General features: G+C 72.1%; 19 protein-coding genes and 1 pseudogene. 11 read left to right on the forward strand and 9 right to left on the reverse strand.

Annotated elements, in window-relative coordinates:
• Positions 1-2: 2 nt before the first annotated feature.
• Positions 3-1,928, reverse strand: a complete 1,926-nt coding sequence (locus tag NGF19_RS28605; RefSeq protein ID WP_252428529.1) for a multicopper oxidase family protein — start codon at positions 1,926-1,928, stop codon at positions 3-5.
• A gap of 342 nt (positions 1,929-2,270) precedes the next feature.
• Between NGF19_RS28605 and NGF19_RS28610 the strand changes: the two genes are divergently transcribed.
• Complete coding sequence (locus NGF19_RS28610; RefSeq protein ID WP_252428530.1) at positions 2,271-2,912, forward strand: CBS domain-containing protein; 642 nt, start codon at positions 2,271-2,273, stop codon at positions 2,910-2,912.
• Between the two features lie 17 nt (positions 2,913-2,929).
• On the opposite strand, the gene NGF19_RS28615 is transcribed toward NGF19_RS28610, so the two are convergent.
• Positions 2,930-4,540, reverse strand: coding sequence for an AMP-binding protein (locus tag NGF19_RS28615; RefSeq protein WP_252428531.1), 1,611 nt, complete (start codon positions 4,538-4,540; stop codon positions 2,930-2,932).
• Positions 4,537-6,216, reverse strand: coding sequence for an AMP-binding protein (locus tag NGF19_RS28620; protein WP_252428533.1), 1,680 nt, complete (start codon positions 6,214-6,216; stop codon positions 4,537-4,539). The genes NGF19_RS28615 and NGF19_RS28620 overlap by 4 nt, the downstream gene beginning before the upstream one ends.
• A gap of 125 nt (positions 6,217-6,341) precedes the next feature.
• On the opposite strand from NGF19_RS28620, the gene NGF19_RS28625 reads away from it, so the two are divergent.
• On the forward strand, positions 6,342-7,151 hold the full coding sequence (locus NGF19_RS28625) for a helix-turn-helix transcriptional regulator (protein WP_252428561.1): 810 nt from the start codon (positions 6,342-6,344) through the stop codon (positions 7,149-7,151).
• Positions 7,152-7,309: 158 nt separating this feature from the next.
• Entirely contained in the window at positions 7,310-10,123 is a 2,814-nt protein-coding gene (locus NGF19_RS28630) for an ATP-binding protein (RefSeq protein WP_252428535.1), read from the forward strand.
• 306 nt (positions 10,124-10,429) lie between these two features.
• On the opposite strand, the pseudogene NGF19_RS28635 reads toward NGF19_RS28630, so the two are convergent.
• From NGF19_RS28635 to NGF19_RS28655, 5 genes and pseudogenes are all read right to left on the reverse strand, one after another.
• Positions 10,430-11,338 (reverse strand): annotated as a pseudogene (locus NGF19_RS28635) (winged helix DNA-binding domain-containing protein); the annotation flags it as partial.
• Between the two features lie 45 nt (positions 11,339-11,383).
• Positions 11,384-12,013 (reverse strand): Rv1733c family protein, encoded by a 630-nt coding sequence (locus tag NGF19_RS28640; protein ID WP_252428537.1) that lies wholly within the window; start codon positions 12,011-12,013, stop codon positions 11,384-11,386.
• 170 nt (positions 12,014-12,183) lie between these two features.
• Positions 12,184-13,008 carry a rod shape-determining protein gene (locus NGF19_RS28645; RefSeq protein ID WP_372505983.1) on the reverse strand — a complete coding sequence of 275 codons (825 nt, stop codon included), beginning with the start codon at positions 13,006-13,008 and terminating at the stop codon, positions 12,184-12,186.
• Positions 13,005-13,379, reverse strand: a complete 375-nt coding sequence (locus NGF19_RS28650; RefSeq protein WP_252428541.1) for a TraR/DksA family transcriptional regulator — start codon at positions 13,377-13,379, stop codon at positions 13,005-13,007. The genes NGF19_RS28645 and NGF19_RS28650 overlap by 4 nt, the downstream gene beginning before the upstream one ends.
• A gap of 101 nt (positions 13,380-13,480) precedes the next feature.
• Positions 13,481-13,807, reverse strand: a complete 327-nt coding sequence (locus NGF19_RS28655) for a TraR/DksA family transcriptional regulator (RefSeq protein ID WP_252428543.1) — start codon at positions 13,805-13,807, stop codon at positions 13,481-13,483.
• Positions 13,808-14,189: 382 nt separating this feature from the next.
• Here NGF19_RS28655 and NGF19_RS28660 point away from each other — a divergent pair, with 382 nt between their 5' ends.
• The 5 genes from NGF19_RS28660 (at position 14,190) to NGF19_RS28680 (ending at position 20,018) form a co-directional block, all read left to right on the forward strand.
• The gene (locus NGF19_RS28660) at positions 14,190-15,143 is read left to right on the forward strand and encodes a HAMP domain-containing sensor histidine kinase (RefSeq protein ID WP_252428545.1); all 954 of its coding nucleotides are present in this window, start codon (positions 14,190-14,192) and stop codon (positions 15,141-15,143) included.
• A gap of 2 nt (positions 15,144-15,145) precedes the next feature.
• Positions 15,146-15,805 carry a response regulator gene (locus tag NGF19_RS28665; protein WP_252428563.1) on the forward strand — a complete coding sequence of 220 codons (660 nt, stop codon included), beginning with the start codon at positions 15,146-15,148 and terminating at the stop codon, positions 15,803-15,805.
• Between the two features lie 46 nt (positions 15,806-15,851).
• Complete coding sequence (locus NGF19_RS28670) at positions 15,852-16,289, forward strand: hypothetical protein (RefSeq protein ID WP_252428547.1); 438 nt, start codon at positions 15,852-15,854, stop codon at positions 16,287-16,289.
• Positions 16,290-16,354: 65 nt separating this feature from the next.
• Positions 16,355-18,724 carry a protein translocase subunit SecD gene (gene secD / locus NGF19_RS28675; RefSeq protein ID WP_252428549.1) on the forward strand — a complete coding sequence of 790 codons (2,370 nt, stop codon included), beginning with the start codon at positions 16,355-16,357 and terminating at the stop codon, positions 18,722-18,724.
• A gap of 328 nt (positions 18,725-19,052) precedes the next feature.
• Complete coding sequence (locus tag NGF19_RS28680; RefSeq protein WP_252428551.1) at positions 19,053-20,018, forward strand: Acg family FMN-binding oxidoreductase; 966 nt, start codon at positions 19,053-19,055, stop codon at positions 20,016-20,018.
• Between the two features lie 36 nt (positions 20,019-20,054).
• On the opposite strand, the gene NGF19_RS28685 is transcribed toward NGF19_RS28680, so the two are convergent.
• Entirely contained in the window at positions 20,055-21,797 is a 1,743-nt protein-coding gene (locus NGF19_RS28685; RefSeq protein WP_252428553.1) for a GAF domain-containing sensor histidine kinase, read from the reverse strand.
• A gap of 236 nt (positions 21,798-22,033) precedes the next feature.
• On the opposite strand from NGF19_RS28685, the gene ppk2 reads away from it, so the two are divergent.
• From ppk2 to NGF19_RS28700, 3 genes are all read left to right on the forward strand, one after another.
• Positions 22,034-22,837, forward strand: coding sequence for a polyphosphate kinase 2 (gene ppk2 / locus NGF19_RS28690; RefSeq protein WP_252428555.1), 804 nt, complete (start codon positions 22,034-22,036; stop codon positions 22,835-22,837).
• 186 nt (positions 22,838-23,023) lie between these two features.
• A complete protein-coding gene (locus tag NGF19_RS28695; RefSeq protein ID WP_252428557.1) occupies positions 23,024-23,800 on the forward strand; it encodes a polysaccharide deacetylase family protein in 777 nt (258 codons plus the stop codon).
• A 91-nt stretch (positions 23,801-23,891) separates the two neighbouring features.
• The coding region (locus NGF19_RS28700) for a class I SAM-dependent methyltransferase (RefSeq protein WP_252428559.1) at positions 23,892-24,544 on the forward strand (653 nt) is incomplete at its 3' end.

The raw sequence follows: 24,544 nt of genomic DNA on the forward strand, positions 1-24,544 counted from the left end.
GCTCAGGCGGAGCCGACGAGGAACGGGCGCATCATCTCGTTGTCCTCGTGTTCCAGCATGTGGCAGTGCCACATGAAGCGACCCGCCTTGCCGAAGCGGACCTTGACGCGGGTGATCTCGTGCGGATACGCGAACACCGTGTCCTTGTACCCGCGTTCCCACATCGGCGGCAGTCGACGGGCGCCTCCCGAGAGGGGTTGCCGGTCGACGACCTGGAACTGGATCTCGTGGATGTGGATGGGGTGGGCGTCGGTCGTGAAGTTGTGGAACTCCCAGATCTCCGTCGCCCCTGGCGCGGGGTTCTCCGTGATGGGGTCGTGCCACCCTCGCGGCTTCGGTTTGCCCTGTGCGTCGAGGGTGCCGAGCAGCACCTGGCGCGCGCCCACGTGCGGAAGGCGGGCTGAGGGCAGTTCGTTGAGGCTGAGCCGACGGGTGAGGTGGGCCGCGCCCAGTGGCTCGAAGTGGGGCAGGGTGAGCTGCTCGGGGGGTGTCGAGGGGTCCGGTGCGGTGAGGGGCTCGACCACGAACTTCATGACCTGGCCGGTGGTTCGGGCGTCCGCCGCGGTGAAGTCCTTGCCGGGCGTTCCCCCTGAGTACACGCCGTCCGGGCCCTCGTTGATCAGATACAGCTCGGTACCGACCGGGAAGGACGTGAAGTCGGCGATGACGTCGGCGCGTTCGGCCGGTGCGAGGAGCAGGTCCGCGCGCCGGACGGGCGCGGGCAGGAAGCCGCCTTCGCTGCCGAGTTGCCACCAGGCGAACGCCGCCGGTGCCGGTCTGTGGGCCGCCGGGTCGGTGACGGTCTTCAGGATCAGGGAGCGCGCGTTGCAGCCGTTGAGGAACCGGAACCGGTAGCGCCGGGGTTCCACCCGGAGCACCGGCCAGGTACGGCCGTTGACGATCATCGCGTTGCCGTAGTACTCGGGGTTCCAGATCGGCGCGATGTCGCTGCCGGGCACATAGGGGCCCTTGAACCCGTCGAAGTCGGCCCGGCTCGACGGATAGAACAGGCTCCCGTCGGGGCGGAACGAGCGGTCCTGGACGACGATCGGGATCTCGCAGTGTCGGGTGCCCGGTGGGTCGCCGAGGCGCGGTGCGGGTCCGGGCAGGACGCCGTCCTCGAGGTCGCAGGGCCCGCCGCGCAGCAGATAGAAGCCCGCCAACCCGGCGTACACGTTCAGCCGGGTCAGGCCGAGGGAGTGGTCGTGGAACCAGAGTGTGGTGGCCCGGCCGGGGTTGTCGTAGTGGTAGACAGCGTCTCCCGGCCCCCAGGGCACCCCGTGCGCCTGCTCCGACTTCTTCGCGAACTCCTCGTAGAAGGAGCCGATGCGCGCGTAGCCGCGGGGGATGTCGTGTGCGTCGGGCAGGTACCACGCCTCGGCGTACCCGTCGCTGGTCTCGCCGTTCGTTCCCCCGTGCAGATGGGTCACCGTGGGCACCGGCCCTCGGTACGGCCCGGGTGTCGCGGTGAACCTGGGGTGCGCGTCCCGGCCCGCGACGCCGCCCGGCGGGTTGGCCCAGTGCAGAGTGGGGTCGACGGGCAGCAGATGCGGCAGGAACCGGCCCTTGCCATCGACCAGTTGATTGACCCAGCGCACCTGGACCGGCCGGTTCCAGGTGGCCTCGACGGTGCAGGAGGGGGTCCGGAACGTCTCCGGGTGTGCGGGCGACCCGTATCCCCAGACCGTGGTGGCGGGTCGGCCCGGCGGAAGTATCTGCTGGCGGAACTGACGGGCGGCGATCGTGTACGTGTCCGGATCGGCGCCGTCCGGCGGCATGACCTCGGGTATCGGCAGGTCGGCGGCGTACTTCTCTATCTCTGCGGGATCGAGTTGCCCGGCATCGCGCGGGGCCGCCTTACCGGAGAAGAGCACCAGGGACGTTCCGCCCGCGACACCCGCCTGGAGCACTCGTCGCCTACTGATCATGGTTCTCCACACGTCGACATCGGCCAGGTCGGAGGGGACACGCACAGCGCCGGCGCTCCACACGACGGACCACCGATTCCCGGCCATCGTGGCACCGGCCGAACGAGGGCGCGCGGTGACTGCCCCTTCCGGGGGACGCCCCGCCAAGGGCCGCTCGGGGGGACGCCCCGCCAAGGGCCTTCGCCCCGCACCCCCACCGTTCGGCCCACCCCGCCGGGCCGAACGTCACTGGTCGGACCAGCGGGGCGGTGTTGTCATGGGAGGGGAGAAGGGCGTGGGCCAGTCCGCGGGGCCGGAGGCGGTCGGTGGGCGCCGCGTCATGGAGCGGAGGAGATCGATGCCATGCTGAACCGCCGCACGATCGGCGACGTGATGACCGAGGAGGTCATCACCCTCCGCGCCGACACCCCGTTCCACGAGGTCGCCGCCCTGCTGGACGCGAACGACATCGGCGCGGCGCCCGTCATCGACGACGACGGCGCCCCGATCGGTGTCGTGTCCGCCTCCGACGTCCTGCGGCACGAGACCGGTCTGCCCGATGCCCTCGGGCAGGACGGCGACGACGAGCACGCCTGGGGGAAGGCCCGCGCCCAGACCGCGGGCGCGCTCATGAGCAGCCCCGTCTTCACCGCCCGCGCCGACTGGACGATCCCCCGCGCCGCGCGCGAGCTGCGCACCCGGCATGTCAAGCAACTGCCCGTGGTCGACCACAACGGGCTCCTCACCGGCATCGTCAGCCGCAGCGACCTGATGAACACCTTCATCCGTGCCGACGACGAGATCCGCGACGAGGTCGAGCGGGACGTCCTCGGGCGCATCCTCGGCCTGGCGGAGGGCACCGTCCTGGTCGAGGTCGAGGACGGTGCCGTCCTCCTGCGCGGTCAGGTCCCGGGGCCGCGGCTGGTCGCGGTGGTCGTGGCCCTGTGCCAGGGCGTCGAGGGGGTCGTGGCCGTCGAGGCCCACCTCGGCACCGCCCCGGCATAGGCCGTACGAGCAGGCGGCTAACGGTCCGCGTACCGCTCCCGTAGTTCGATCTTGCGTACCTTGCCCGACACGGTCATCGGGAAGGTGTCCAGGATCTGGAGCCTACTGGGGATCTTGTAGTGCGCGAGCTGCTCCGCGCAGAAGTCCCGCAGTTCCTCCAGCGTCGGCGCGTCGGCCGCGTCGCGCGGGACCACGCAGGCCAGGACCTCCTCGCCGTAGCGCTCATGGGGCACGCCGACCACCTGGACGTCGGCGATCTTCGGATGCGCGTACAGGAACTCCTCGATCTCGCGCGGGTAGATGTTCTCGCCACCGCGGATGATCATGTCCTTGATCCGGCCGACGATCTCCACGTAGCCGTCCTCGCGCATCATCGCCAGGTCGCCGGTGTGCATCCAGCGCCCGGAGTCGACGGCCTCCGCGCTCTTCTCGGGCTCGTTCCAGTAGCCGAGCATCACGCTGTAGCCGCGGGTGCGCAGCTCGCCCGCCGAGCCGCGCGGCAGGGTGACCCCGGTCGCCGGGTCGACGATCTTCACCTCGAGGTGCGGCAGGACCCGGCCGACCGTCGCCGTGCGGTGCTCCAGGTCGTCGTCCCGGCGCGTCTGGAGCGAGACGGGGGAGGTCTCCGTCATGCCGTAGCAGATGGACACCTCCTCCATGTGCATCTCGGACATCACCCGCTTCATCACCTCGACCGGGCACGGCGAGCCCGCCATGATGCCGGTCCGCAGGGAGGAGAGGTCGTAGCTCGCGAAGTCGGGGAGGTTCAACTCGGCGATGAACATGGTCGGTACGCCGTACAGGGAGGTACAGCGCTCCTGCTCCACCGCCCGCAGCGAGGCCGCCGCGTCGAAGGACGGTGCCGGGATCACGATGCACGCCCCGTGCGAGGTGATGGCGAGGTTGCCCATCACCATGCCGAAGCAGTGGTAGAAGGGGACGGGCAGACACACCCGGTCCTGCTCGGTGTAGTTGACCGTACGGCCCACCCAGTAGCCGTTGTTGAGGATGTTGTGGTGGGAGAGGGTGGCGCCCTTGGGGAAGCCCGTGGTGCCCGAGGTGTACTGGATGTTGACCGGGTCGTCACAGCTCAACTGGTCGGCTACAGCGGTCAGTTCCTCTTGCGATACGGAGGCTCCGGCCGCCGTGAGCGCGTCCCAGGACGGGTCGCCTATGTACGCGACGTCGCGCAACTCGGGGCAGCCGCCCCGTACTTGGTCGACCAGCGCACGGTAGTCGCTCGTCTTGTGGGAGAGCGAGGCGACCAGCAGCGAGATACCGGACTGCTTCAGTACATACGCCAACTCATGGGCGCGGTAAGCCGGGTTGATGTTCACCATGATCGCGCCGATGCGGGCGGTGGCGTACTGGATCAGCACCCACTCGGGGCAGTTGACCGCCCAGATGCCGACGCGGTCGCCCGTGCGCACCCCCTTGGCGAGCAGCCCGCGCGCCACCTCGTCGACGGCGGCGCCGAACTCGGCGTAGGTCCAGCGGCGTCCGGAGGCCACGTCCACCAGCGCGTCACGGTCCGGGTACGCGGCGACCGCGCGGCCGAGGTTGGCGCCGATGGTGTCACCGAGCAGCGGGGTGGTACTGGTCCCATGGGCGTACGACGGTGCGGTCACCGGAAGTCCTCCTCGCGGTACTCCGCCGTGGACCCGGCGGCCGTGGCCTCGCGCAGTTCGATCCGGCGGATCTTGCCGGAGATGGTCTTGGGCAGGTCGCCGAACTCCAGGCGGCGCAGGCGCTTGTAGGGGGCGAGGGTCTCCCGGGAGTGGTCGAAGAGGATCTTCGCGGTGTCCGGTCCGGGCTCCCAGCCCGCGGCGAGCACGATGTACGCCTTCGGGACGGCGAGCCGCAGCTCGTCCGGGGCGGGCACGACGGCCGCCTCGGCCACCGCCTCGTGTTCGAGCAGCACGCTCTCCAGCTCGAAGGGCGAGATCTTGTAGTCGGAGGCCTTGAAGACGTCGTCGGCGCGCCCGACATACGTGATATATCCGTTCTCGTCCCGCGAACCGATGTCGCCCGTGCGGTAGTAGCCGCCCGCCATGGACTCGGCCGTGCGGTCGGCGTCGCCGTGGTACCCGGCCATCAGGCCGACGGGCCGCGACGCCAGGTCCAGGGCGATCTCGCCCTCGCTCGCGCCGGGCGCGCCCGTCACCGGGTCCAGCAGCTCGATGCGGAAGCCCGGACTGGGGCGGCCCATCGAGCCCGTCTTCAGCGGTTGTCCGGGGCTGTTGGAGATCTGCACGGCCGTCTCGGTCTGGCCGAAGCCGTCCCGGATGGTCACGCCCCAGGCGCGCCGCACCTGTTCGATGACCTCGGGGTTGAGCGGCTCACCGGCGGCAACGGCCTCGCGGGGCGGGGTGCGCAGTTGGGTGAGGTCGGCCTGGATGAGCATGCGCCATACGGTCGGTGGGGCGCAGAACGTGGTCACCCCTGCCCGGTCCATCTCGGCCATCAGCCGACTCGCGTCGAAGCGCGTGTAGTTGTGGATGAACACGGTCGCCTCGGCGTTCCACGGGGCGAACAGATTGGACCAGGCGTGCTTGGCCCAGCCCGGCGAGGAGATGTTGAGGTGGACGTCCCCCGGCTTCAGCCCGATCCAGTACATGGTCGACAAGTGGCCGACGGGGTACGAGACATGGGTGTGCTCGACCAGCTTGGGGCGTGCGGTGGTGCCCGAGGTGAAGTACAGCATCAGCGGGTCGTCGGCCAGCGTGGGACCGCAGGGCGTGAACAGCTCGGACGCCGCGTCCATGTCCTCGAACCGCCGCCAGTCGCCGTCCGCGCCGCCGACCGCGATCCGGGTGTAGTCCCCGGGCACCTCGGCGAACTTGCCCATGTCCTCGGCGCGTACGAGCACATGCCGGACCCGGCCGCGCTCGACCCGGTCGCGCAGATCGGCGGGCCCGAGCAGCGGGGTGGCCGGGATGACCACCGCGCGCAACTTCATCGCGGCCAGCGCGATCACCCACAGCTCGGCCTGGTTGCCGAGCATGACGAGCACGCGGTCCTCGGCGCCCACGCCCTGCGCGCGCAGCCAGTTGGCGGCCTGGTTCGAGCGCCGGGACACCTCGGCGAAGGACAGCCGTGTCTCGGTGCCGTCCTCCTCGACGATGTGCAGCGCGGTGCGGTCGTTGCCCTGAGCCATGACGTCGAACCAGTCGAGCGCCCAGTTGAAGTGCGCCGGTCGCGGCCACTGGAAGCCCGCGTACGCCGTGGCGTAGTCCTCCCGGTGCGCGAGCAGGAAGTCCCGCGCGGCCCGGAACGCGGGCGCGGGGTCGGTGTTCGCCGTCATGTGTCGTCCTCCTTGCCGGACAGCTACCTCACATCGTGTAATCCGTGATGTAGATCTCACCACCCCCGAACGGGGGTGCGCCGCGACAAGGGGGCGGGCACGTGGCAGACGCAGCCGAGACGGTGATGGTGCGGGGCGCGCTGGTGCGGCTGCGGCGGGTGACGGGGCTGCCGGTCGCCTTCGGGGGGCTGGTGGAGCCGGGGCGGCCCCAGATCCGTATCAGCGAACTCAGCGGGACCACGACGTCGGCGTTCAGCGCGCTGGCCGTCGCCACCGGCAACGGCCTGGGCGGCAAGGCGGCCGTCCTGGTCCGGCCCTGCGCGGTGACGGACTACTCGACCTCGCGGCACATCAGCCATGAGTACGACCTGGCGGTGGCGACGGAGGGCGTCAAGTCGGTGCTCGCGGTGCCGGTGGTCGTCCGTCGGCGGGTGCGCGCGGTGCTGTACGGGGCGCTGCGGACGGCCCAGCCGCTGGGTGACCGCACGCTCAGCGCGGCCGTGGAGGCGGCGCGGGACGTGGAGCAGGCGCTGGTCGTCCGGGACGAGGCGCAGTCGCTGCTGGCCGCGGCGCGCGAGCCCGCCGAGCCGTCCGGCGCGGCCTGGGAGCAGGTCCGTGAGGCCCATGGCGCGCTGCGGGCGCTGGCCGGGCGTGTGCACGATCCGGTGGTACGGGCCGAACTCCTCCAGGTGTGCGGGCGGTTGGCGGGCGCGAGTGCCCCCGTGCCCTCGGCATGCGCGGTGGAGCTGGCGCCGCGCGAGGTGGACGTCCTGTCCTGTGTGGCGGACGGCTCGACGAACGCGGCGACCGCGCAGCGGCTCGGGCTGCGCCCGGAAACCGTGAAGGGGTATCTGCGGTCCGCCATGCGGAAGTTGGGCACGCACACGAGAGGCGAGGCGGTGGTCGCCGCACGCCGCGCCGGCCTCCTGCCGTAGACCCGCTTCCCGCTCCCCCGCGTCGACGGCCCGACGTTCACCGGACGCCGCGCCGAATTCCCTTGTGCCACGTCCCTGTTATCTGCCTCACCATAGTCTGGCCGAATTCCATCACCAGGTGCCTAATAGTCCCCAGGACACGACACGCGGAGGGAGCGGTGACCGTGCGCCGGGACTTCAAGGAGCCTGTGAAACCCCGCTCCGACCTGGTCATCGGCCGGGAGGAGTTGCTGGCGGGAGCACGCGAGCAGCTCGCCGGTGGCGGCAGTGTGCTGGTGCACGGCCCGGCGGGCACCGGGAAGTCGACCGTGTTGCGCGCGCTGAGCACGGAATACGGCGAAACGGTGCGTACGGTCCTGCGCTGCTCGGCGACCGAGTCCGAATCCCACCTTCCCTTCCTGGCCCTGGCCGACCTGCTCGGCCAGGTGATGGACGAGGTCGCCGACCGGCTGCCCGCGCCGCAGCGCACCGCCCTGGAGTCCGCACTCACCGGCCGCGGGGAGTCCACGCTGCAACGGGACGGACTCGCGCTGCGCCTCGCGGTGCTCTCGACCCTGCGCGCGCTCGCCGCGAGCGGCCCGGTGCTGATCGTCGCCGACGACTTCCAGTGGCTGGATCCGGCCAGTGTCGAGCTGCTCGGCTTCGCCGCGCGGCGCCTCGGCGGTACGCCCGTACAGATGCTGTGCGCGGTGCGTACGCACACCGAGCCGCAGGCGCAGAACCACGAGCGCTGTCTGAGCGCGACCCCGCCGGACACGCTGCCGGTCAAGGTCGGCCCGCTCTCGCGCGCGCAGATCGCGCAGCTTCTCCACCACCGCGGCCACACCGGGCTGCCCCGCTCCACGGTCCGCGACATCCACCGCACCAGTGGCGGCAATCCGTTGTTCGCCCTGGAGTTGGGCCGTGCCCTCGCCGAGAGCCCGACGCCGCCGAGCCCCGGCGAGCCGCTGCCCGTACCGACGTCCCTGCGCGCGCTGGTCCGTGGCCGTCTGGAGGCGCTGTCCGAGGACGCGCGCCGCACGCTGCTCGTGGCGAGCGCGGGGGCGCGGCCCACCGTGACGCTGCTGCACACGGCGGGCCGGGAGAACGCGGAGGCGGACATCGCGCAGGCCGCCGCGCTGGGGCTGGTGGTGACGGAGCGGGACGCGCCCGGCATCATCCGGTTCGCCCATCCGCTGGTCTCCGCCGCCCTGTACGCAGAGGCGGGCGCGCAGGAGCGGCGTACGGTGCACGCAGCGCTGTCGACGGCGGCGTCCGACCCGATCGAGCGGGCCCGGCACTTCGCGCTGTCGTCGACCGGGACGGACCCCCGGGTGGCGGCGCGGCTCGCCGAGGCCGCGGCCGTCGCCCGGGACCGCGGCGCGCCGTCGGTGGCCGCCGGGCTCGAACTGCTCGCGGCCCGGCACACCCCCGTGGGCGCCGAACCCGGGCCGCACGAGCGGCGGTTGCGGGCGGCCGAGGACGCGCTGACCGCAGGGGAGACCGACCTCGCGCGGGACATCGCCCACGAGGTGCTGGCGAGCGCGGCCGAACCGTCGGACCGCGTACGGGCGTGGATGGTCGTGATCGACGCGGCCGGGCATGCCATGGCCGAGGTCGACGCGGTCTTCCCGCAGGCGCTGGCGGACGCGGGCGACGATCCCCGGCTGTTGACCCTCGTGCACTACCAACTCGCCTGGCGGGCGGTGATCGTGGAGGGCGACTTCGAGCGGGCCCGGCAGGAGGGGGCGCTCGCCGCACATCTGGCGGCCCGCGCGGGCGACCGGCGCGGCGAACTGCTCGCGCTGGCCTTCCAGGCGCAGACGGAGACGCTGATGGGTCATCCGGACGCGCCCGCGACGATCGCACGGGCGCTGAAGGAGCCGCAGGACCCGCGCGTGGCGTGCGACCACAACGGCGCGGGCGCCGCCCGGTTCCGCTGGCTGATCATGGGCGACCAGTTGACCGAGGCGCGCAAGACGATCAGCGCGTTGCTGCGCGAGGCGCGGCGGCGCGGGGTCGTCGAGGCCGAGACGCACTTCCTGCGCGGGCTCGCCGAGACCGAGTTGCGGGCCGGACACTGCGGGCGGGCCCTGGAGTTGGCGCGCGAGAGTCTGCGGCTGGCGCGCGACACCGGGATCGGGGAGGCCGCGAGCGCCACGCTCGCCTCGCTCGCCGAGGCCGCGGGCGGCGAGGTGGACCGGGCGCTGACCCTGGCCCGGGAGGCCGTGACACGCGCCGAGGAGGACGGCGACGTGCTCTATCTGTCCCGGGCGCTCGCAGCGCTCGGGCATGCCCGACTGGTGGCCGGGGACGCGGCGGGAACGGTGCGATCGCTGCGCCGGGTACGGGAGTTGGAGGAGAGCCTCGGGGTCACCGATCCGGCGCGCGGACGCTGGCACGGGGACCTCGCCGAGGCTCTGGTGCGCGTCGGGGAGCCGGCCGAGGCGCAGGAGGTCATCGACGCCGCACGCACCCGGGCGTTGCGGCTCGGGCGGGAGAGCGTGCTCGCGGTACTGGACCGGGCACAGGCCCTGGTCCGGTCGGCGCGGGGCGAAACAGCCCTCGCCATAAGGCAGTTGACGCATGCGCAGGAGCGGCTGGGCAGGCTGGGCCACGGTCTGGAGGAGGCGCGGGCGGCGTACGCGCTGGCGGATCTGCGCGCCCAGCGGTCGGGACCGTCCTCGTACGACGAGGCGACGCGTCTCTTCCGCCGCTGCCGGGCGATGCCGTGGCTGCGCCAGGTGGAGACGGCCACGGTCACGGGCCCGGTGCAACCGGGGCTGGCCCCCGCGGCGCTCGACGTACTTGCCGCGACGGAGCGGCAGGTCTCCGCGCTGGTCATGGAGGGTGCGACGAACCGGGAGATCGCCGCCCGTCTGTTCATCAGCGTCAAGACGGTGGAGGCGACCCTGACCCGCGTCTACCGCAAGCTGGGCATCCGCTCGCGGGTGGACATCGTGCGCCTGGCGGCCGGGCACCGCTCTGGCTGAATCCTCACCCGCCCACCACCTGGGCTGGTTTACGCGCGGAGACCGAGGGTTATCCCTGCCCGCTTCCGCTAGGGGGTTCCCTCATTGGGAGGGGACCGCTCCGGCTTCTAGCGTATGCGTGTGCCGCTCGCACGGGCACACGGAAGGCAGGCCCCAAGACTTCCGTGAGTGGGCCCCCGCCCGTGCGACCCCCCACCGGCAGCACACCAGCCAGGGGGCGTTGCGAGCCTCCACGAGCGGCCCGCAACGCCCCCTATCCATGACCCAGCTCACGGCCCCGGTTCATGGTTGCAGTTCACGTGGCCGTCAGGTCGTCGCCACTGTGCCGAACCGTATGCCGCGGGACGGCGAACCGGTCGTCGCCGCCAGCATGCGCTCCCCCTCCTCGACGATCTCCGCGCGCTGTCGTGCGCCGAGCGTGTCGAACAGCTCGATCGTCAGGGTGTCGTCCGCGAGCCGCCACAGGCCCGCGAAGAACCCGTCGACCAGGAGCGTGGGGTAGGGATTGCCCGCCCAGCCACGGCCCTTGAGGTGCGCAGGTACGACGCGCGAGCGGTCGGCGTGGGAGAGGACGAGGTTGTCGAACTCGGGCAGGAAGCGCGGCGGCGCCGGGGTGTCCGGGTCGGGCCGGGGCGCGTTAGGGAGGTCGAAGAGCTCGACGCCGTGCTCGTCGCGGAAGGTGACCAACTCCGGGCGCAGACCGTCGAATACGTCACGCAGGCGAGTGAGGCCCGACCAGGTCTGCATGTCCTTGACGGAGGCGGGCCCGAACGCGCCGAGGTAGCGCCGGACGGCGGTGTCCGGGGCGAGGGCCGGTGCGACGGGGCGGCCGAGCCAGTGCTCGGCCGTGGTGAGCGCTATCTGACCGCTGCGGCCCCACAGACCGCGCGGGGTGACCTGGACGAGGGGCAGCAGACAGCGCGCGGCCACGGCGAGGGACCGCGGGTCGGCGTCCGGCCACTCGACGCGCAGCTCCTCGCGCAACTGTGCCATGGTGCGCGGCTCGGTCTCGACGAGTTCACGGGCGAGCTTGGCGAGCCGGTCCAGGTCCACCCCGGCAAGTCCCTTGCGGAAGTGGGTGAGTTCGCGATTCCGGGCGGCCTGCACCCATGGCCGCAGGGTGAGGCAGTCGTCGGCGGTGTGGGTGTGGATGGTGGAGCGCAGGGTGACGATACGGACGGTCTCGCGGTCGGCCATGAGCCGCGAGAGATGCTCTAGAGCCTGTTGTGAGGGTCCCGCCGCCTTGCGACGCGACAGGTGCTAGCGCTCCGTGGACGCGGTCCAGCGCGGGGCCGTCGTGGCCCAGGCCGAGTCCCAGGCGGCGAGGTCGCGCCGCTCCAGCCCGCGGCGGACCACGGCGTACGCTCCCGCGCTGGTGAGGGCCGCCGCGATGGCCGCGAGGAGGGCCCAGCCGATGGCGTTGTCGCGGATCTGACGCTTCGTCAAGGGTGGTTCGATGAGCGTGCCTTCGTCGGTGACCCAGACGTGGACGCGGCTCCCCGCGGGCAGGCCCGGTGCGACTCCGGTCTTCGCGGTGCGCGTGCGGCCGTCCGGGGCGGTGAAGCGGACCGTGACCGGGTACAGCGCCTTGTTCGCCTCGTCGGAGCCCGGCTCCGGGTGGCGGGGCGCGTCGTGTTCGAGGACCGCGGGGGTGCGGTGCGACGTGCGGGCGTCGTGCTCGGCGGTCCGTCGCAGATCGTGGTACGCGGCGTTGCCGACCAGCAGCATGACGGTGGGGGTCACCACCAGCAGGGCCAGCAGCAGGGCGAGGCCGTTCCATGCGCGCAGCAGATCGGTGCGGCGGCGCAGCGGGTTACGCCGGAATCGCCACCACAAGGGGCGCGGAGCTGCCTCGGGAGGTGGCTGGGCCTGGGGGATCTCACCGGCCACGGCGTATCTCTCCTTTCGTATGCCGAAGCTCGAATGTCGAAGCTCGTATCTCGTATGCCGAAGCTCGTATGCCGAAACGGTGCGCGCGGGCAGCCGGAAGCTGCCCGCGTGCGAGGACGTGGGTGAGGGGGAGGGTGGGGACGGGGGTGCGAACGGGGTACGGACGAGGGCTAGTTCAGGTGCAGGACGGTGCGGACCGCGCCCGTGGTCGAGGGGTGCGAATGTGCCGCTTCCAGGAGCGTGGCGGCGCCTCGTACGGCGGCGGTGTGCGGGGCGGGCGCGGGCCTCACGGGAGCGTGCAACCGACCGCTGAGACCGTAGGTGATCTCCGGTCGGAGCGCACCACCGCCCGCCAGCAGGACCCCGCGCCGCAGCGCTTCGAGCGTGAGCGAGGTGCGGTCCTGTCGCACCATCGTGGTCACCATGCCGACGACGGCGTCCGTGATCTGCGTGTGCGAGGCGGCGTCCGCGAGGTCGCTGGTGCCCAGCATCGTCCGGCGCGCGTCGGTGACCGAACCGTCCGTGAGGAGGATCACCTCGGTGAGGTGCGCGCCTATGTCCACGACGAGCAGGGGGTACGACAGGTCCACGCCCGCGACGGCGGCGACGGCGCGGGCGGCGGGAACGGTCAGCACCGTACGCGGTCGCAGCACCTCCAGCGCGGTGCGCACCTCGCTGCGGAAGGCGACTCCGTCCAGTACCGGCGTGGCCACGATGACCAGCGGAGAGCCGATCCGGGACAACCGTCGGGCGAGCAGGTCCTGGAGCATCACGGCCGCCGCCGGGGTGTCGACGATGGCCCCACGCCGTACGGGGTGGACGGCGCCGGTGGCCGGGGACGTCACCGTGGGCACGTCGAGGACCAGTCCCCGGCCGGCGATCCACGCGCGGGTGCGGACGCTGCCCAGGTCCAGGGCGACGCCACTGCACTGCCGGCACAACGGCCAGGGTCTGTGCCCGGCGGGCGTGGGGTGCGAACGCGGTGCCGTGGTCACCGGCCGGCCTCCCTGACCTGCTGGCAGCGTGCGCAGTAGCGGGCCTGCGGCACGATCATCAGACGGTCGCGGGATATGGGCCGCCGACACAGGTGGCAGGACCCGTAGCGGCCCTCCGCCATCCGCTCGAGGGCCGCCTCCACGTCGCTGAGGACCATACGAGCGGAGGCGGCGAGCTTGACGGTCACCTCGAGCTGCGCCGCGTCCTGCCGCGCGGGCGGCTCCCCCGCACCGGTCGCGGCGGCGGCCGTGATCTGGTCGAGCTGCTCCTGCCGGAACAGGCGCTGCTCGTGCAGGTTCTCACGGAGCATGGCGAGGTCCTCGGCGGACAGGACCGTACTGCGGTCCCCGATGATCTGCTGGTTCACCACTTCACCCCTCGGGCAGGGCGGGACAGGAAGGCTGGACGGCGACGCTCAGGCGGTACTTGCGGTACTCGCAGTACTCGCAGTACTCGCAGTACTCGCGACGCTCAGGCGGTGCGGCGCCGGCAGGAGACGCAGTAGCGCGTGTACGGCAGGATCTCCAGACGTTCGGCGGGGACCGGCCGGGAGCAGCCCAGGCAGGTGCCGTACGTACCGTCCTGGACCCGGACCAGGGCCTCGTCGATCTCCTTGAGCACCTCCTGGATGCCGTCCTTCTGGGCCGACATGAGGTCGTCCTCCGCGGAGCGGCCGTTCTCGGTGAGGGCCTGGAGCTGGGTCAGCCGTGCGTTGCGGGCGTGCTCGAGGCGCTGGCGGGCCTCATGGGCGGTCGGACGCTCGGGGCTCGGTTCGGTCCGGGACGTATCGAGCGACATGGCGGATCCTTCTGGGTGTCGGTGCGTGTAGGTGCGTGTAGGTGCGTGTATCAGGGCAAGTCGACGGGGCCGCGAGCAGTCCGGCTACGGTTGACGCAGCGGGACTGACTGCTCGGCCCCGCTCTCACCTTGGACGATCCGGCGGCGGATACCCATCGGTCACAGCACCCATCTGTCGGGGGACGGGAGATCCATCCGGTGGCCCGCGGTGACCGGATGGGTGGGGCGCGCTCGCGGAAATGGGGGACAGATCCCATCGACCGCGCGCGGACCGGCGGGCAGGCTTGGCCGTGGCTCAGTGCCCGCGCCCGGCTTCCGGGGTGCGCGGCTGGTCGCGACCGGCGCTGAGGCAGACCGTGGCAGGAAAGGAAGGCGTACCCCGGTGTCCCTGTTCTGGCGGATCTTCGGGCTCAACGCGGTGGTGCTGGGCACGGCGACCGCGCTGTTGTTGTGGGCTCCGGTGACCGTCTCCGTCCCGGTCGTGCTGACCGAGGCGGTCATCCTGGTGGGCGGTCTCGTCGTCATGCTCGTCGCCAACGCGGCCCTGCTGCGGTTCGGCCTGGCCCCGCTGGACCGGCTCACCCGGCTCATGACGACCGTCGACCTGCTGCGCCCCGGCCAGCGGCTCCCGGCCAGCGGGCACGGCGAGGTCGCCGAACTGATCCGTACCTTCAACGCCATGCTCGACCGGCTGGAGACCGAGCGGGCCGCGAGCAGCGCGCGCGTGCTGCTCGCACAGGAGGCCGAGCGGCGCCGTATCGCCCAGGAGCTGCACGACGAGGTCGGCCAGAGCATGACCGCGATCCTGCTCTCGCTCAAGCGGTCGGCGGACGAGGCGGACGAACCGCTGCGCGGTGAACTGCAGCAGGTTCAGGAGATCACCCGGGAGAGCCTGGACGAGGTCCGCCGACTGGTGCGCAGACTGCGGCCGGGCGTCCTGGACGATCTCGGCCTGATCAGCGCCCTGACCTCGCTCACCACCGACTTCGCCGCCCACACCGGGCTGCGTGTGGTGCGCCGCTTCGAGGCCGACCTGCCCACGCTGGATCCGGAGACGGAGCTGGTGCTCTACCGGGTCGCGCAGGAGAGCCTGACCAATGTCGCCCGCCACGCGGACGCCGAACGCGTCGAGGTGAGTCTGCATCGTGCCGACGGCGCGGTGGTCCTCGCCGTGAGCGACGACGGCCGCGGGACGGAGGCCTCGTGCGAGGGTGCCGGTATCCGCGGCATGCGCGAACGGGCCCTGCTCATCGGGGCCGCCCTCGACATCACCCCCGCGTCCCCCACCGGGACCCGGATCCAGCTCACCGTGCCCCTCGTCAGGAAGCAGTCGTGACCATGCCCGCCCCGTCCAAGATCCGTATCCTGCTGGCCGACGACCACGCGCTGGTACGGCGCGGCGTCCGGCTCATCCTGGACCGGGAGCCGGATCTGGAGGTGGTCGCCGAGGCCGGTGACGGGGCGGAGGCCATAGAGATGGCCCGCACCCATGACATCGACCTCGCGGTCCTCGACATCGCCATGCCCCGGCTGACCGGACTGCAGGCCACCCGCGAACTGGCCGCACTCAAGCCGGGCCTGCGCATCCTGATGCTGACGATGCACGACAACGAGCAGTACTTCTTCCAGGCGTTGAAGGCGGGCGCCTGCGGCTACGTCCTGAAGTCCGTCGCCGACCGCGACCTGGTCGCCGCCTGCCGGGCCGCGATGCGCGACGAGCCCTTCCTCTACCCGGGCGCGGTCACCGCCCTGATCCGCAACTACCTCGACCGCGTCCGCCACGGTGAGGAGGCCCCCGACCAGATCGTGACGGCCCGCGAGGAGGAGGTCCTCAAGCTCGTCGCCGAGGGCCACTCCTCCAAGGAGATCGCCGAGATCCTGGTCATCAGCGTCAAGACCGTCCAGCGGCACAGGGCGAACCTGCTGCACAAGCTCGGGCTGCGCGACCGTCTGGAGCTGACCCGCTATGCCATCCGCGCGGGCCTCATAGAGCCCTGACCCCAGGTCCCTGACCCCCAGATCCCCGACCCCGGATCCCTGACTCATGGACGAGGCCTCGCCCACCGCCCGCGGACGTCCCGCCAGGGCGGCGACCAGTACGCCGGTCGCCGTCCTGCTGGCGCTTGTCACCGCGCTCGTCACCGCGGTCGCCGTACTCGGCACCCCGGCACGGCACTCCCCCGCCGACCCGGCGCCGACCCGTACGTCCCTGTCCGTGGCCGCCGTCGCCCACGCGCACGACACCACGCCCTTCGCCGACGACGCGTGCGCGACCACCTGCACCAGCCGGGCCAGGGCCCACCGCGACCCCCTGGGCGAGCGCACCACACCGCCCGGTCAGGTCGTCACCCTCCCGCGGGGCACGACCGCCACCCCCGCGCAGCCCCTGCGGGCGCCCCCCTCCTCCGAGCAGCCGCCTCCGCTCGCGGAGCACACCACTCATGACCGCGGGCGAGCACCGCCCACGCCGTCCAGCACCTGACACCCCCTTCCCCTTCTTCGGCCGCGCCGTGCCGCGGCTGTGGTGTGCCCTGCTGGAGGCCCCTGTTGACCCGTTCCCAACGAGTGAGAGCACTGCTCGCTCTCGCCGTGATCGCCCTGTCGCTCTACGCCGCCGTCGCCGTGCCGGTCCGTCTCGGACTCGACCTGCGGGGCGGTACCCAGATCGTGCTGGAGACCCGCTCCACCCCCACCGCCGACGCCGACAGCGCGGCCACCGACCGCGCCCTTGAGGTACTGCGCGGCCGGGTCGACGCGCTCGGCGTCGCCGAACCCACCATCGTCCGCTCCGGCAGCAACCGGATCATCGTCGAACTGCCCGGCGTACAGGACCCGAAGCAGGCGGCCGACGTCCTCGGCCGCACCGCCCAGCTCACCTTCCACTCGGTGCTGGGCGAAGCCGACGACACGTCCCGACCGAAGGGCACCGAGGCCGACGGCACATCCCGGCCGAAGGGCACCGAGACCGACGGCAACTCCTCACCGAAGGACACCAAGGCCGACGGCAACTCCCCGCCGCAGGACACCGGCGAACGTGTCCTGCCCGACGAGTCCGGCCAGTTGCTACGTCTGAAGGCCGCCGCGCTGACCGGCAAGGACGTCAAGGGCGCCGACGCCCTGTTCGACCAGCAGAACGGTGCCGGATGGCATGTCACCCTCGACTTCAAGAACGCCGGACGTGACGGGTGGGCCCGGCTGACCGGGGAGGCCGCCTGTCATCCGGCGGGCACCCCCGCCCGCCGGGTCGCCATCGTGCTGGACGACACCGTCATCTCCTCGCCCCAGGTCGACCCGTCCGTCGCCTGCCGGTCCGGTATCGGGGGCGGCTCCACCCAGATCACCGGCGCCTTCAGCGACACGGAGGCCCGCGAACTGGCCCTGCTCATCAGCGGCGGAGCGCTGCCCGTACCCGTCGAGACCGTCGAACAGCGCGTCGTCGGCCCGACCCTCGGCGCGCAGGCCATCACGGCGAGCGCCTGGGCCGCCGCCCTCGGCACCGCGCTGACCGCGCTGTTCATCATCGCCGTCTACCGGCTCATGGGCGTCCTCGCCACCGTGGCCCTGGCCTGCTACGGCCTGATCTCCTACGCCGCCCTCGCCGTGCTCGGCGCCACGCTGACCCTGCCGGGCCTCGCCGGGTTCGTGCTGGCGATCGGCATGGCCGTGGACGCCAACGTGCTCGTCTTCGAACGCGCCCGGGAGGAGTACGCCTCTCGCCACCGCCCCACGCCGCGCTCGGCCCTGGCCGCCGGGTTCCGCAACGCCTTCAGCGCCATCGCCGACTCCAACATCACCACGCTGATCGCCGCCGGGCTGCTGTTCTTCCTGGCCTCCGGGCCCGTACGCGGCTTCGGTGTCACCCTCGGCATCGGCGTCCTCGCGTCCATGGTCAGCGCGCTGGTGATCACGCGGGTGCTGGCCGAGTACGCCGCGGCCCGCCCCGCACTGCGCCGCCGCCCCCGCATCACCGGCATCGCGCACACCGGCACGGTCCGCGACCGCCTCGACCGGCGCGCCCCGGACCTGATGCGGCGCCCGCGCCGCTGGCTGGCCGCCTCCGGTGTCCTCCTCGTCCTGGCGGCCTCCGGTATCGCGGTCCGCGGCCTGGAGTTCGGGGTCGAGTTCACCGGGGGTCGGCTCATCGAGTACTCCACCACGACCCCCGTCGACCCCGACCGGGCCCGCAGCGCCCTCACCGACGCCGGATTCCCCCAGGCCGTCGTCCAGTCCTCCGGGGACACCGGTCTGACCGTACGCACCGACCGGCTCACCGACGCCGAGGAGACCACGGTCACCGACACCGTGCGCGACCTCGGCGGCAAGACGGAGAAGGTCCGCGACGAGCTGATCGGGCCCAGCCTCGGCAAGGAGCTGCGCCAGGGCGCCCTCATCGCGCTCGCCGTGGCCCTCGGCGCCCAACTCCTCTATCTCGCCGCCCGGTTCCGTATGGTGTTCGGCACCGCCGCGATCGTCGCCCTGACCCATGACGTCCTCATCCTCACGGGCATCTTCGCCTGGCTGGGCAAGCCCATCGACGGGCTGTTCCTCGCCGCCGTCCTCACGGTCATCGGCTACTCGGTCAACGACTCCGTCGTCGTCTTCGACCGCATCCGGGAACTGTGGCGCCGCGACGCCAAGGCACCGCTGGCGCGCGTCACCAACCAGGCGGTCCTGCAGACCCTGCCCCGCACCGTCAACACCGGTATGGGCGCGGCGTTCATCCTCACCGCCCTGGCCCTGCTCGGCGGCGACTCGCTGACCGACTTCGCCCTGGCCCTGCTGATCGGTCTCGCGGTCGGCACCTACTCCTCCGTCTTCACCGCCGCCCCGGTGGCCATCGAACTGAACCGCCACCGCGGTCCGGGCAAGCGGGCCGACCGCCGCGCACGGGCCGACCGCCGCGCACGGAAGGGGTGATCAAGCGCTGTCACCGCGCGCCCGGCAGTCCCGGGTCCCGGCCGGGCGCGCGGCGACAGGGCCCAATGGTCCCTGTGCGGGGACCGGTCGGCAGAAGGCGGGGGCGGGCCCGGAGCGGCATGCTGTGAGTGATCGAACCGGAGGTACTCGCGTGGACGACCGCACCCAGCGCCGACCTGGTCCTGTCCCCCGTCCCGGCCAGGGCAGGCGCGTGGTGGTACGGCCGTTTCCTCCCGGTCAGATCAGCGTCCGGCCGCCCGCCACGTCTGCCCTGGCTCTCGGGCGGCCGGACGCACGGCCCCGCCGCGCGTCCGATGAAGGAGCCGTCATGCAGACGCCCGAAGTCGACGCGGCTGCCCTGGAGACCTTGATGTCCGCGGCGGTCGCGGCGCCGTCGATCCACAACACCCAGCCCTGGCGGTTCGGGATGGACCCGGTCACCCGGGCGATCGAGGTGCGCGCCGACCGCAGGCGCCCGCTGCCGCTGGCCGATCCGGAGCGGCGCGCCCTGCACGTGTCCGTGGGCGCCGCCGTCTTCAACCTCCGGGTCGCCGCCGCGCATCTGGGCTGGGCTCCGGTCGTGGACCTGCTCCCCGACCGCGACGACCCCGATCTGCTGGCCACCGTACGGCTGACGGCCCAGCCGGGCGGGCAGCCGTCGTACCGCGCGCTGTACGAGGCCGTGGAACGGCGCCACACCAGCCGTATGCCGTTCACCGGCCGCCCGGTGCCGGAGCGCATCGTGACGGAGATGATCGCCGCCGCGCGGGTCGAGCACTCCCGCCTGGACGTCCCCGACATCGTCGGCACCCGGCGGCTGCTGCGCCTCGCCGCCGCCGCCGAGGCGCGCAACGCCTGCCACCCGGCCCGTACCGCCGAGGCCCGGACCTGGGTCAACGCCCCCGACGACCGGGACCCGTACGGAATCCCGGTCACCGCCCTGGGCCCGCGGGAGGCGACCGGGCGGATACCGATGCGGGACTTCACCGGCCCGCTGCCCGGTGTGCGCCCGGCCCTGCGCTTCGAACGGCACGCGCAGGTGGCCCTGTTGTGGACCCTGCGCGACCGCCCGGAGGACTGGCTGCGGGCGGGGCAGGCGCTGGAGCGCGTCCTGCTGGTGGCCACGGTGCACGGGGTGCGCACCTCGATGCTGCATCAGGCCATGGAGTGGCCGGACCTGAGGGCCGCGGTCGGCGGACCGAGGCGGCGGTGCTTCCCCCAACTGCTGATCCGGTTCGGCTACGGACCCGAGGGCGGTCGCACGCCGCGCGCCTCCGCGCACCTCACAGCCTAGGGTCTGTAGCTGAACGCCCCGGCTCCAGAAGGGAGTTCACGACGACGCGGGCAGCGGGACGACCCACTCGACCACGGTGCCGCTCGGGCTGTTCGCGTCCAGGGTGAAGGTGCCGTCCAGGTCCTCCGCGCGCCTGCGCAGATTGGCCAGGCCGCTGCGGCGGGTGACGGCCGGGTCGATCCCCCGGCCGTCGTCGGCCACGCGCAGGCGAAGCGTCGTACCGGACGTCTCCACGGTCACGTCGACCGACGTGGCGCGGGCGTGGCGGGCCGCGTTGGACAGGGCCTCGCCGAGCACGGCCAGCAGGTGGTCGGCGTAGTCGGCGGGGACACCGGTGTCGAGCAGGCCGGTCATCCGGAGCGCGGGGGCGAAGCCGAGGGCCTCGGCGGCCCGGTCGGTGGCCGCGACCAGGTGGGCGCGCAGCCCGCTGCCCCGCGCGCGGTCGCTCTCCCGCAGGGCGTAGATCGTGGAGCGGATGACCTTGATCGTGTCGTCCAGGTCGTCCACGACCCGCTCGATGCGCTCGCCCACCTGGGGCCGGTCGGCGACCCGGCCCAGCGTGGACTGGAGCGAGAGCGCCCCGGCGAAGAGCCGCTGGATGACCAGGTCGTGCAGGTCGCGGGCGATCCGGTCGCGGTCCCGCAGGACCAGCATGCGTTCCGCGTCGCGCCGGTGCTCGGCGACGTCCAGGGTCAGCGCCGCCTGGTTGCCGAACCCGGTGACCATGTCGACGACCTCTTCCGGGAACGTGGGCCCGCCGGGCACGTTCGCCACCAGCAGCACGCCCCGCACATGGTCGCGGGTGCCGAGCGGCACGAAGAAGGCCGGGCCCAGCTCCACCACCTCGGCCACCTTGGCGCTGCCGCCCTCGATGCGCGGGTCGGTGCTGACGGCCTCGCTGATGATCGTCTCTCCGGACGCGAAGACCTTCGCGGCGAGGTTGGTGACCGGCAGCACCATGCCGCGCAGCGCTTCGGCCCGCTTGCCGGACGCGACCTCCACGACCAGTTCGCCGCTGTCGCCGACCGGTACGGCGAGGGTGACCAGGTCGGCGTCGGCCAGTTCGCGCACGGTGGTGGCGACGGAGTCCAGGACCTCGCCGGGGTTCCCGCCCGACAACAGCCCCCGCGTCAGCTCGCCGCTCGCCGCCAGCCACCGCTGCTTGCGGCGCGCGTCGTCGTAGAGCCGGGCGTTGTCGATCGCGACACCGGCCGCCGCGGCGAGGGTGCGCAGCACCGCCTCGTCGTCGGCGTCGAACCGGTCGGCGCCCTGCTTGTTGGTCAGATACAGGTTGCCGAACATCTGGTCGCGCACCTGGATCGGGGTGCCGAGGAAGCTGGTCATCGGCGGGTGCCCCGGCGGGAAGCCCGCGGACGCCGGATGCTCGGCGAGGTTCGCCAGCCGCAGCGGCTCGGGATGGCGGATGAGCAGGCCGAGGATGCCCTCGCCGCGCGGATACGGCCCGATCCGGGCGATGGTCTCCTCGTCCATGCCGACCGTGACGAACTGCTTGATCGTGCCGTCGTCGCCGAGCACGCCGAGCGCCCCGTACCGGGCGTCGACCAGGGTGGCGGCGGACTCCACGATGCGGTGCAGCACCACGCCGAGGTCGAGGTCGGAGCCGACGGCCAGGACCGCGTCCAGCAGCGGGCGCATCCGGTCGCGGGCCGCCCGCACCTGCTGGACCTGCTCCTGGAGGCCGTCCAGCAGCTCGTCCAGCCGCAGTTGCGGAGACGCCCCGGGGGTCCCGTCATGCCGCCCCTGCCAGCGCTCGCTCACCACGGCTCCTTCACCTTGCTCCACATCTGGACCTGTTCCTGAACCTACTCAGGATGCCCGACGCTCCGCGCGCCCTCGACGCCGCCCTGTGCACACGGCCCGGTACGGCGGCCGTCCGGGGTGCGCGGCCGGTCATGAGTCAGTACGGTGCTGCTGTCCGTTCGCTGTCCGTTCAGTACGGTGCTGCAGTCCTGCTGGTCCGGCCGCAAGGCAGGTCATCGACGCGGGGAGACGACATGGCCGGCAAGAAGGCGGCGACCCTGCCGCGCAAGCTGTACGAGCGTGAACTGCTCCGTCTCCAGGCGGAGTTGGTGAAGCTGCAGGAGTGGGTGCGCTCCACGGGCGCCCGGCTGGTCGTCGTCTTCGAAGGACGGGACGCGGCGGGCAAGGGCAGTACGATCAAGCGGGTCACGGAGCATCTCAGCCCGCGCGTGGCCCGGATCGCGGCCCTGCCCACACCGACCGACCGCGAACGCACCCAGTGGTACTTCCAGCGGTACATCGCGCATCTGCCGTCCGCCGGGGAGATCGTGCTGTTCGACCGGAGCTGGTACAACCGGGCCGGGGTCGAGCACGTGATGGACTTCTGCACGCAGGACGAGTACGAGCGCTTCCTGCACCAGTGCCCGATCTTCGAGCGGATGCTGGTGGAGGACGGGATCCTGCTGCGCAAGTACTGGTTCTCGGTGAGCGACGCCGTGCAGCAGGAGCGGTTCCAGCGGCGCCTGACCGATCCGGTACGGCGGTGGAAGCTGTCCGCGATGGACCTGGAGTCGATCACCCGCTGGGAGGCGTACTCCCGGGCCAAGGACACGATGCTGGTGCACACCGACATCCCCGAGGCGCCGTGGTACGTCGTGGAGAGCGACGACAAGCGCCGGGCGCGCCTGAACATGATCGCCCACCTGCTGGGGTCCGTGTCGTACCACGAAGTGCGGCCACCGGTACTGGAGTTGCCGCCGCGCCCACCGGCGACGGGCTACGAGCGCCCGCCGCGCGACCGGCAGAGGTACGTCCCGGACCACGCGGCACACCTCTGAGCCCGCAGGGCCCGTGCAGACCCTGTGTCGGCCCTGTGTCGACTCTCTGTCGCCCCTGTGCCGGGCCTGTGTCGAGTCTGTACGGGGCCTGTTGGGTAGGACACACCCGGAGCACCCTCCGCACCCGTCTGAGCAGCACTGATACACCCACGTCCCGCGTCCAGGACGGCATGTAGAGTCACGCGCATGCTTTCGACGGGGAAGACGATCAACCGCGCCGCCGGGTTGCCTGCCGCGGCCCTTCTGCTCACCACGGCCCTGGCGCTCACGGGGTGCACCACGCTGCACACCACCGCGCCCGCCACCGTCCGCGCGGACGCCGCGACGGGGGCGCCGGCCAAGTTCGGGACCGTGGACTGCCGTAAGGCCAAGTGCATAGCGCTGACCTTCGACGCGGGGCCCAGTGAGAACTCCGCGCGGCTGCTCGACATCCTCAAGGAGAAGCAGGTTCCCGCCACGTTCTTCCTGCTCGGCAAGCGGCACATCGAGAAGTACCCCGAACTGGTACGGCGGATGGCGGCCGAGGGCCATGAAGTGGCCAGCCACACCTGGGACCACAAGATACTCACCGACATCTCGACGCAGGCGATACGCGACGAGTTGAAGAAGCCCAATGACGCGATAGAGAAGCTCACCGGCCACAAGCCCACCCTGATGCGCCCGCCCCAGGGCCGTACGAACGACACGGTGCACAAGATCACCCGCGAGCAGGGCCTCGCCGAGGTGCTGTGGAGCGTCACGGCCAAGGACTACACGACGAACGACTCCGAACTGATCCGCAAGCGGGTACGGGACCAGGCGTCGCGGGACGGGATCATCCTGCTCCACGACATCTACAAGGGCACCGTGCCCGCGGTGCCCGGCATCATCGACGATCTCAAGGAACGGGGCTATGTGTTCGTGACCGTGCCCCAGTTGCTGGCACCGGGGAAGGCGGAACCCGGCGCGGTGTACCGCCCCTGACGCCCCGTCAGTACGGGGCCGCGGGCTGCCGTGGCGGGATCCGAACGCCGGTGAACGCCGGTGTCGGTGGCGGCCGTTAGGGTCCGACCCCATGAGCGAGACCTCGCACCCCCGCACCACCAAGGCGTCGTACGACACCGTGGCCGCCGACTACGAGCGGCTGTTGCGGGGCGACTTGGCGACGAACATCTTCGACCGGGCCATGCTGGGCGCGTTCGCGGAGCGGGTACTGCGGGGAGGGGGCGGCCCGGTCGGTGATCTCGGCTGCGGGCCGGGGCGGGTGACCGCTCATCTGGCCGATCTGGGCCTGGACGCGTTCGGTGTCGACCTGTCCCCGCAGATGGTCGCCGTGGCCCGGAAGTCCCACCCCGGGCTGCGGTTCGAGGTGGGGACGATGGCGGCCCTCGACATCCCGGACGACGCCCTGGCCGGAGCCCTGGCCTGGTACTCCCTGGTGCACACCCCGCCGCATGAACTCCCGGTGTTCTTCACGGAGTTCCACCGGGTCCTGGCGCCGGGCGGCCACCTTCTCCTGGCCTACAAGGTGGGCGGCGGCTCCGTACACCTGGAGCACGCGTACGGCCACGACCTGTCCCTGGACGTCCACCGCTTCCCACCGGACCTGGTCACCGACCTCCTGAACCGGTCGGACTTCGAGGCGGTGGCTCAACTGGTGCGAGCGGCCGAGGAGTCGGAGAAGACCCCGCAGGCGTACATCGTCGCCCGCAAGACCGTGCAGACCCG

The sequence above is a fragment of the Streptomyces macrolidinus genome, from assembly GCF_023887685.1.
In the GTDB taxonomy this organism is placed as follows: Bacteria; Actinomycetota; Actinomycetes; order Streptomycetales; family Streptomycetaceae; genus Streptomyces; species Streptomyces macrolidinus.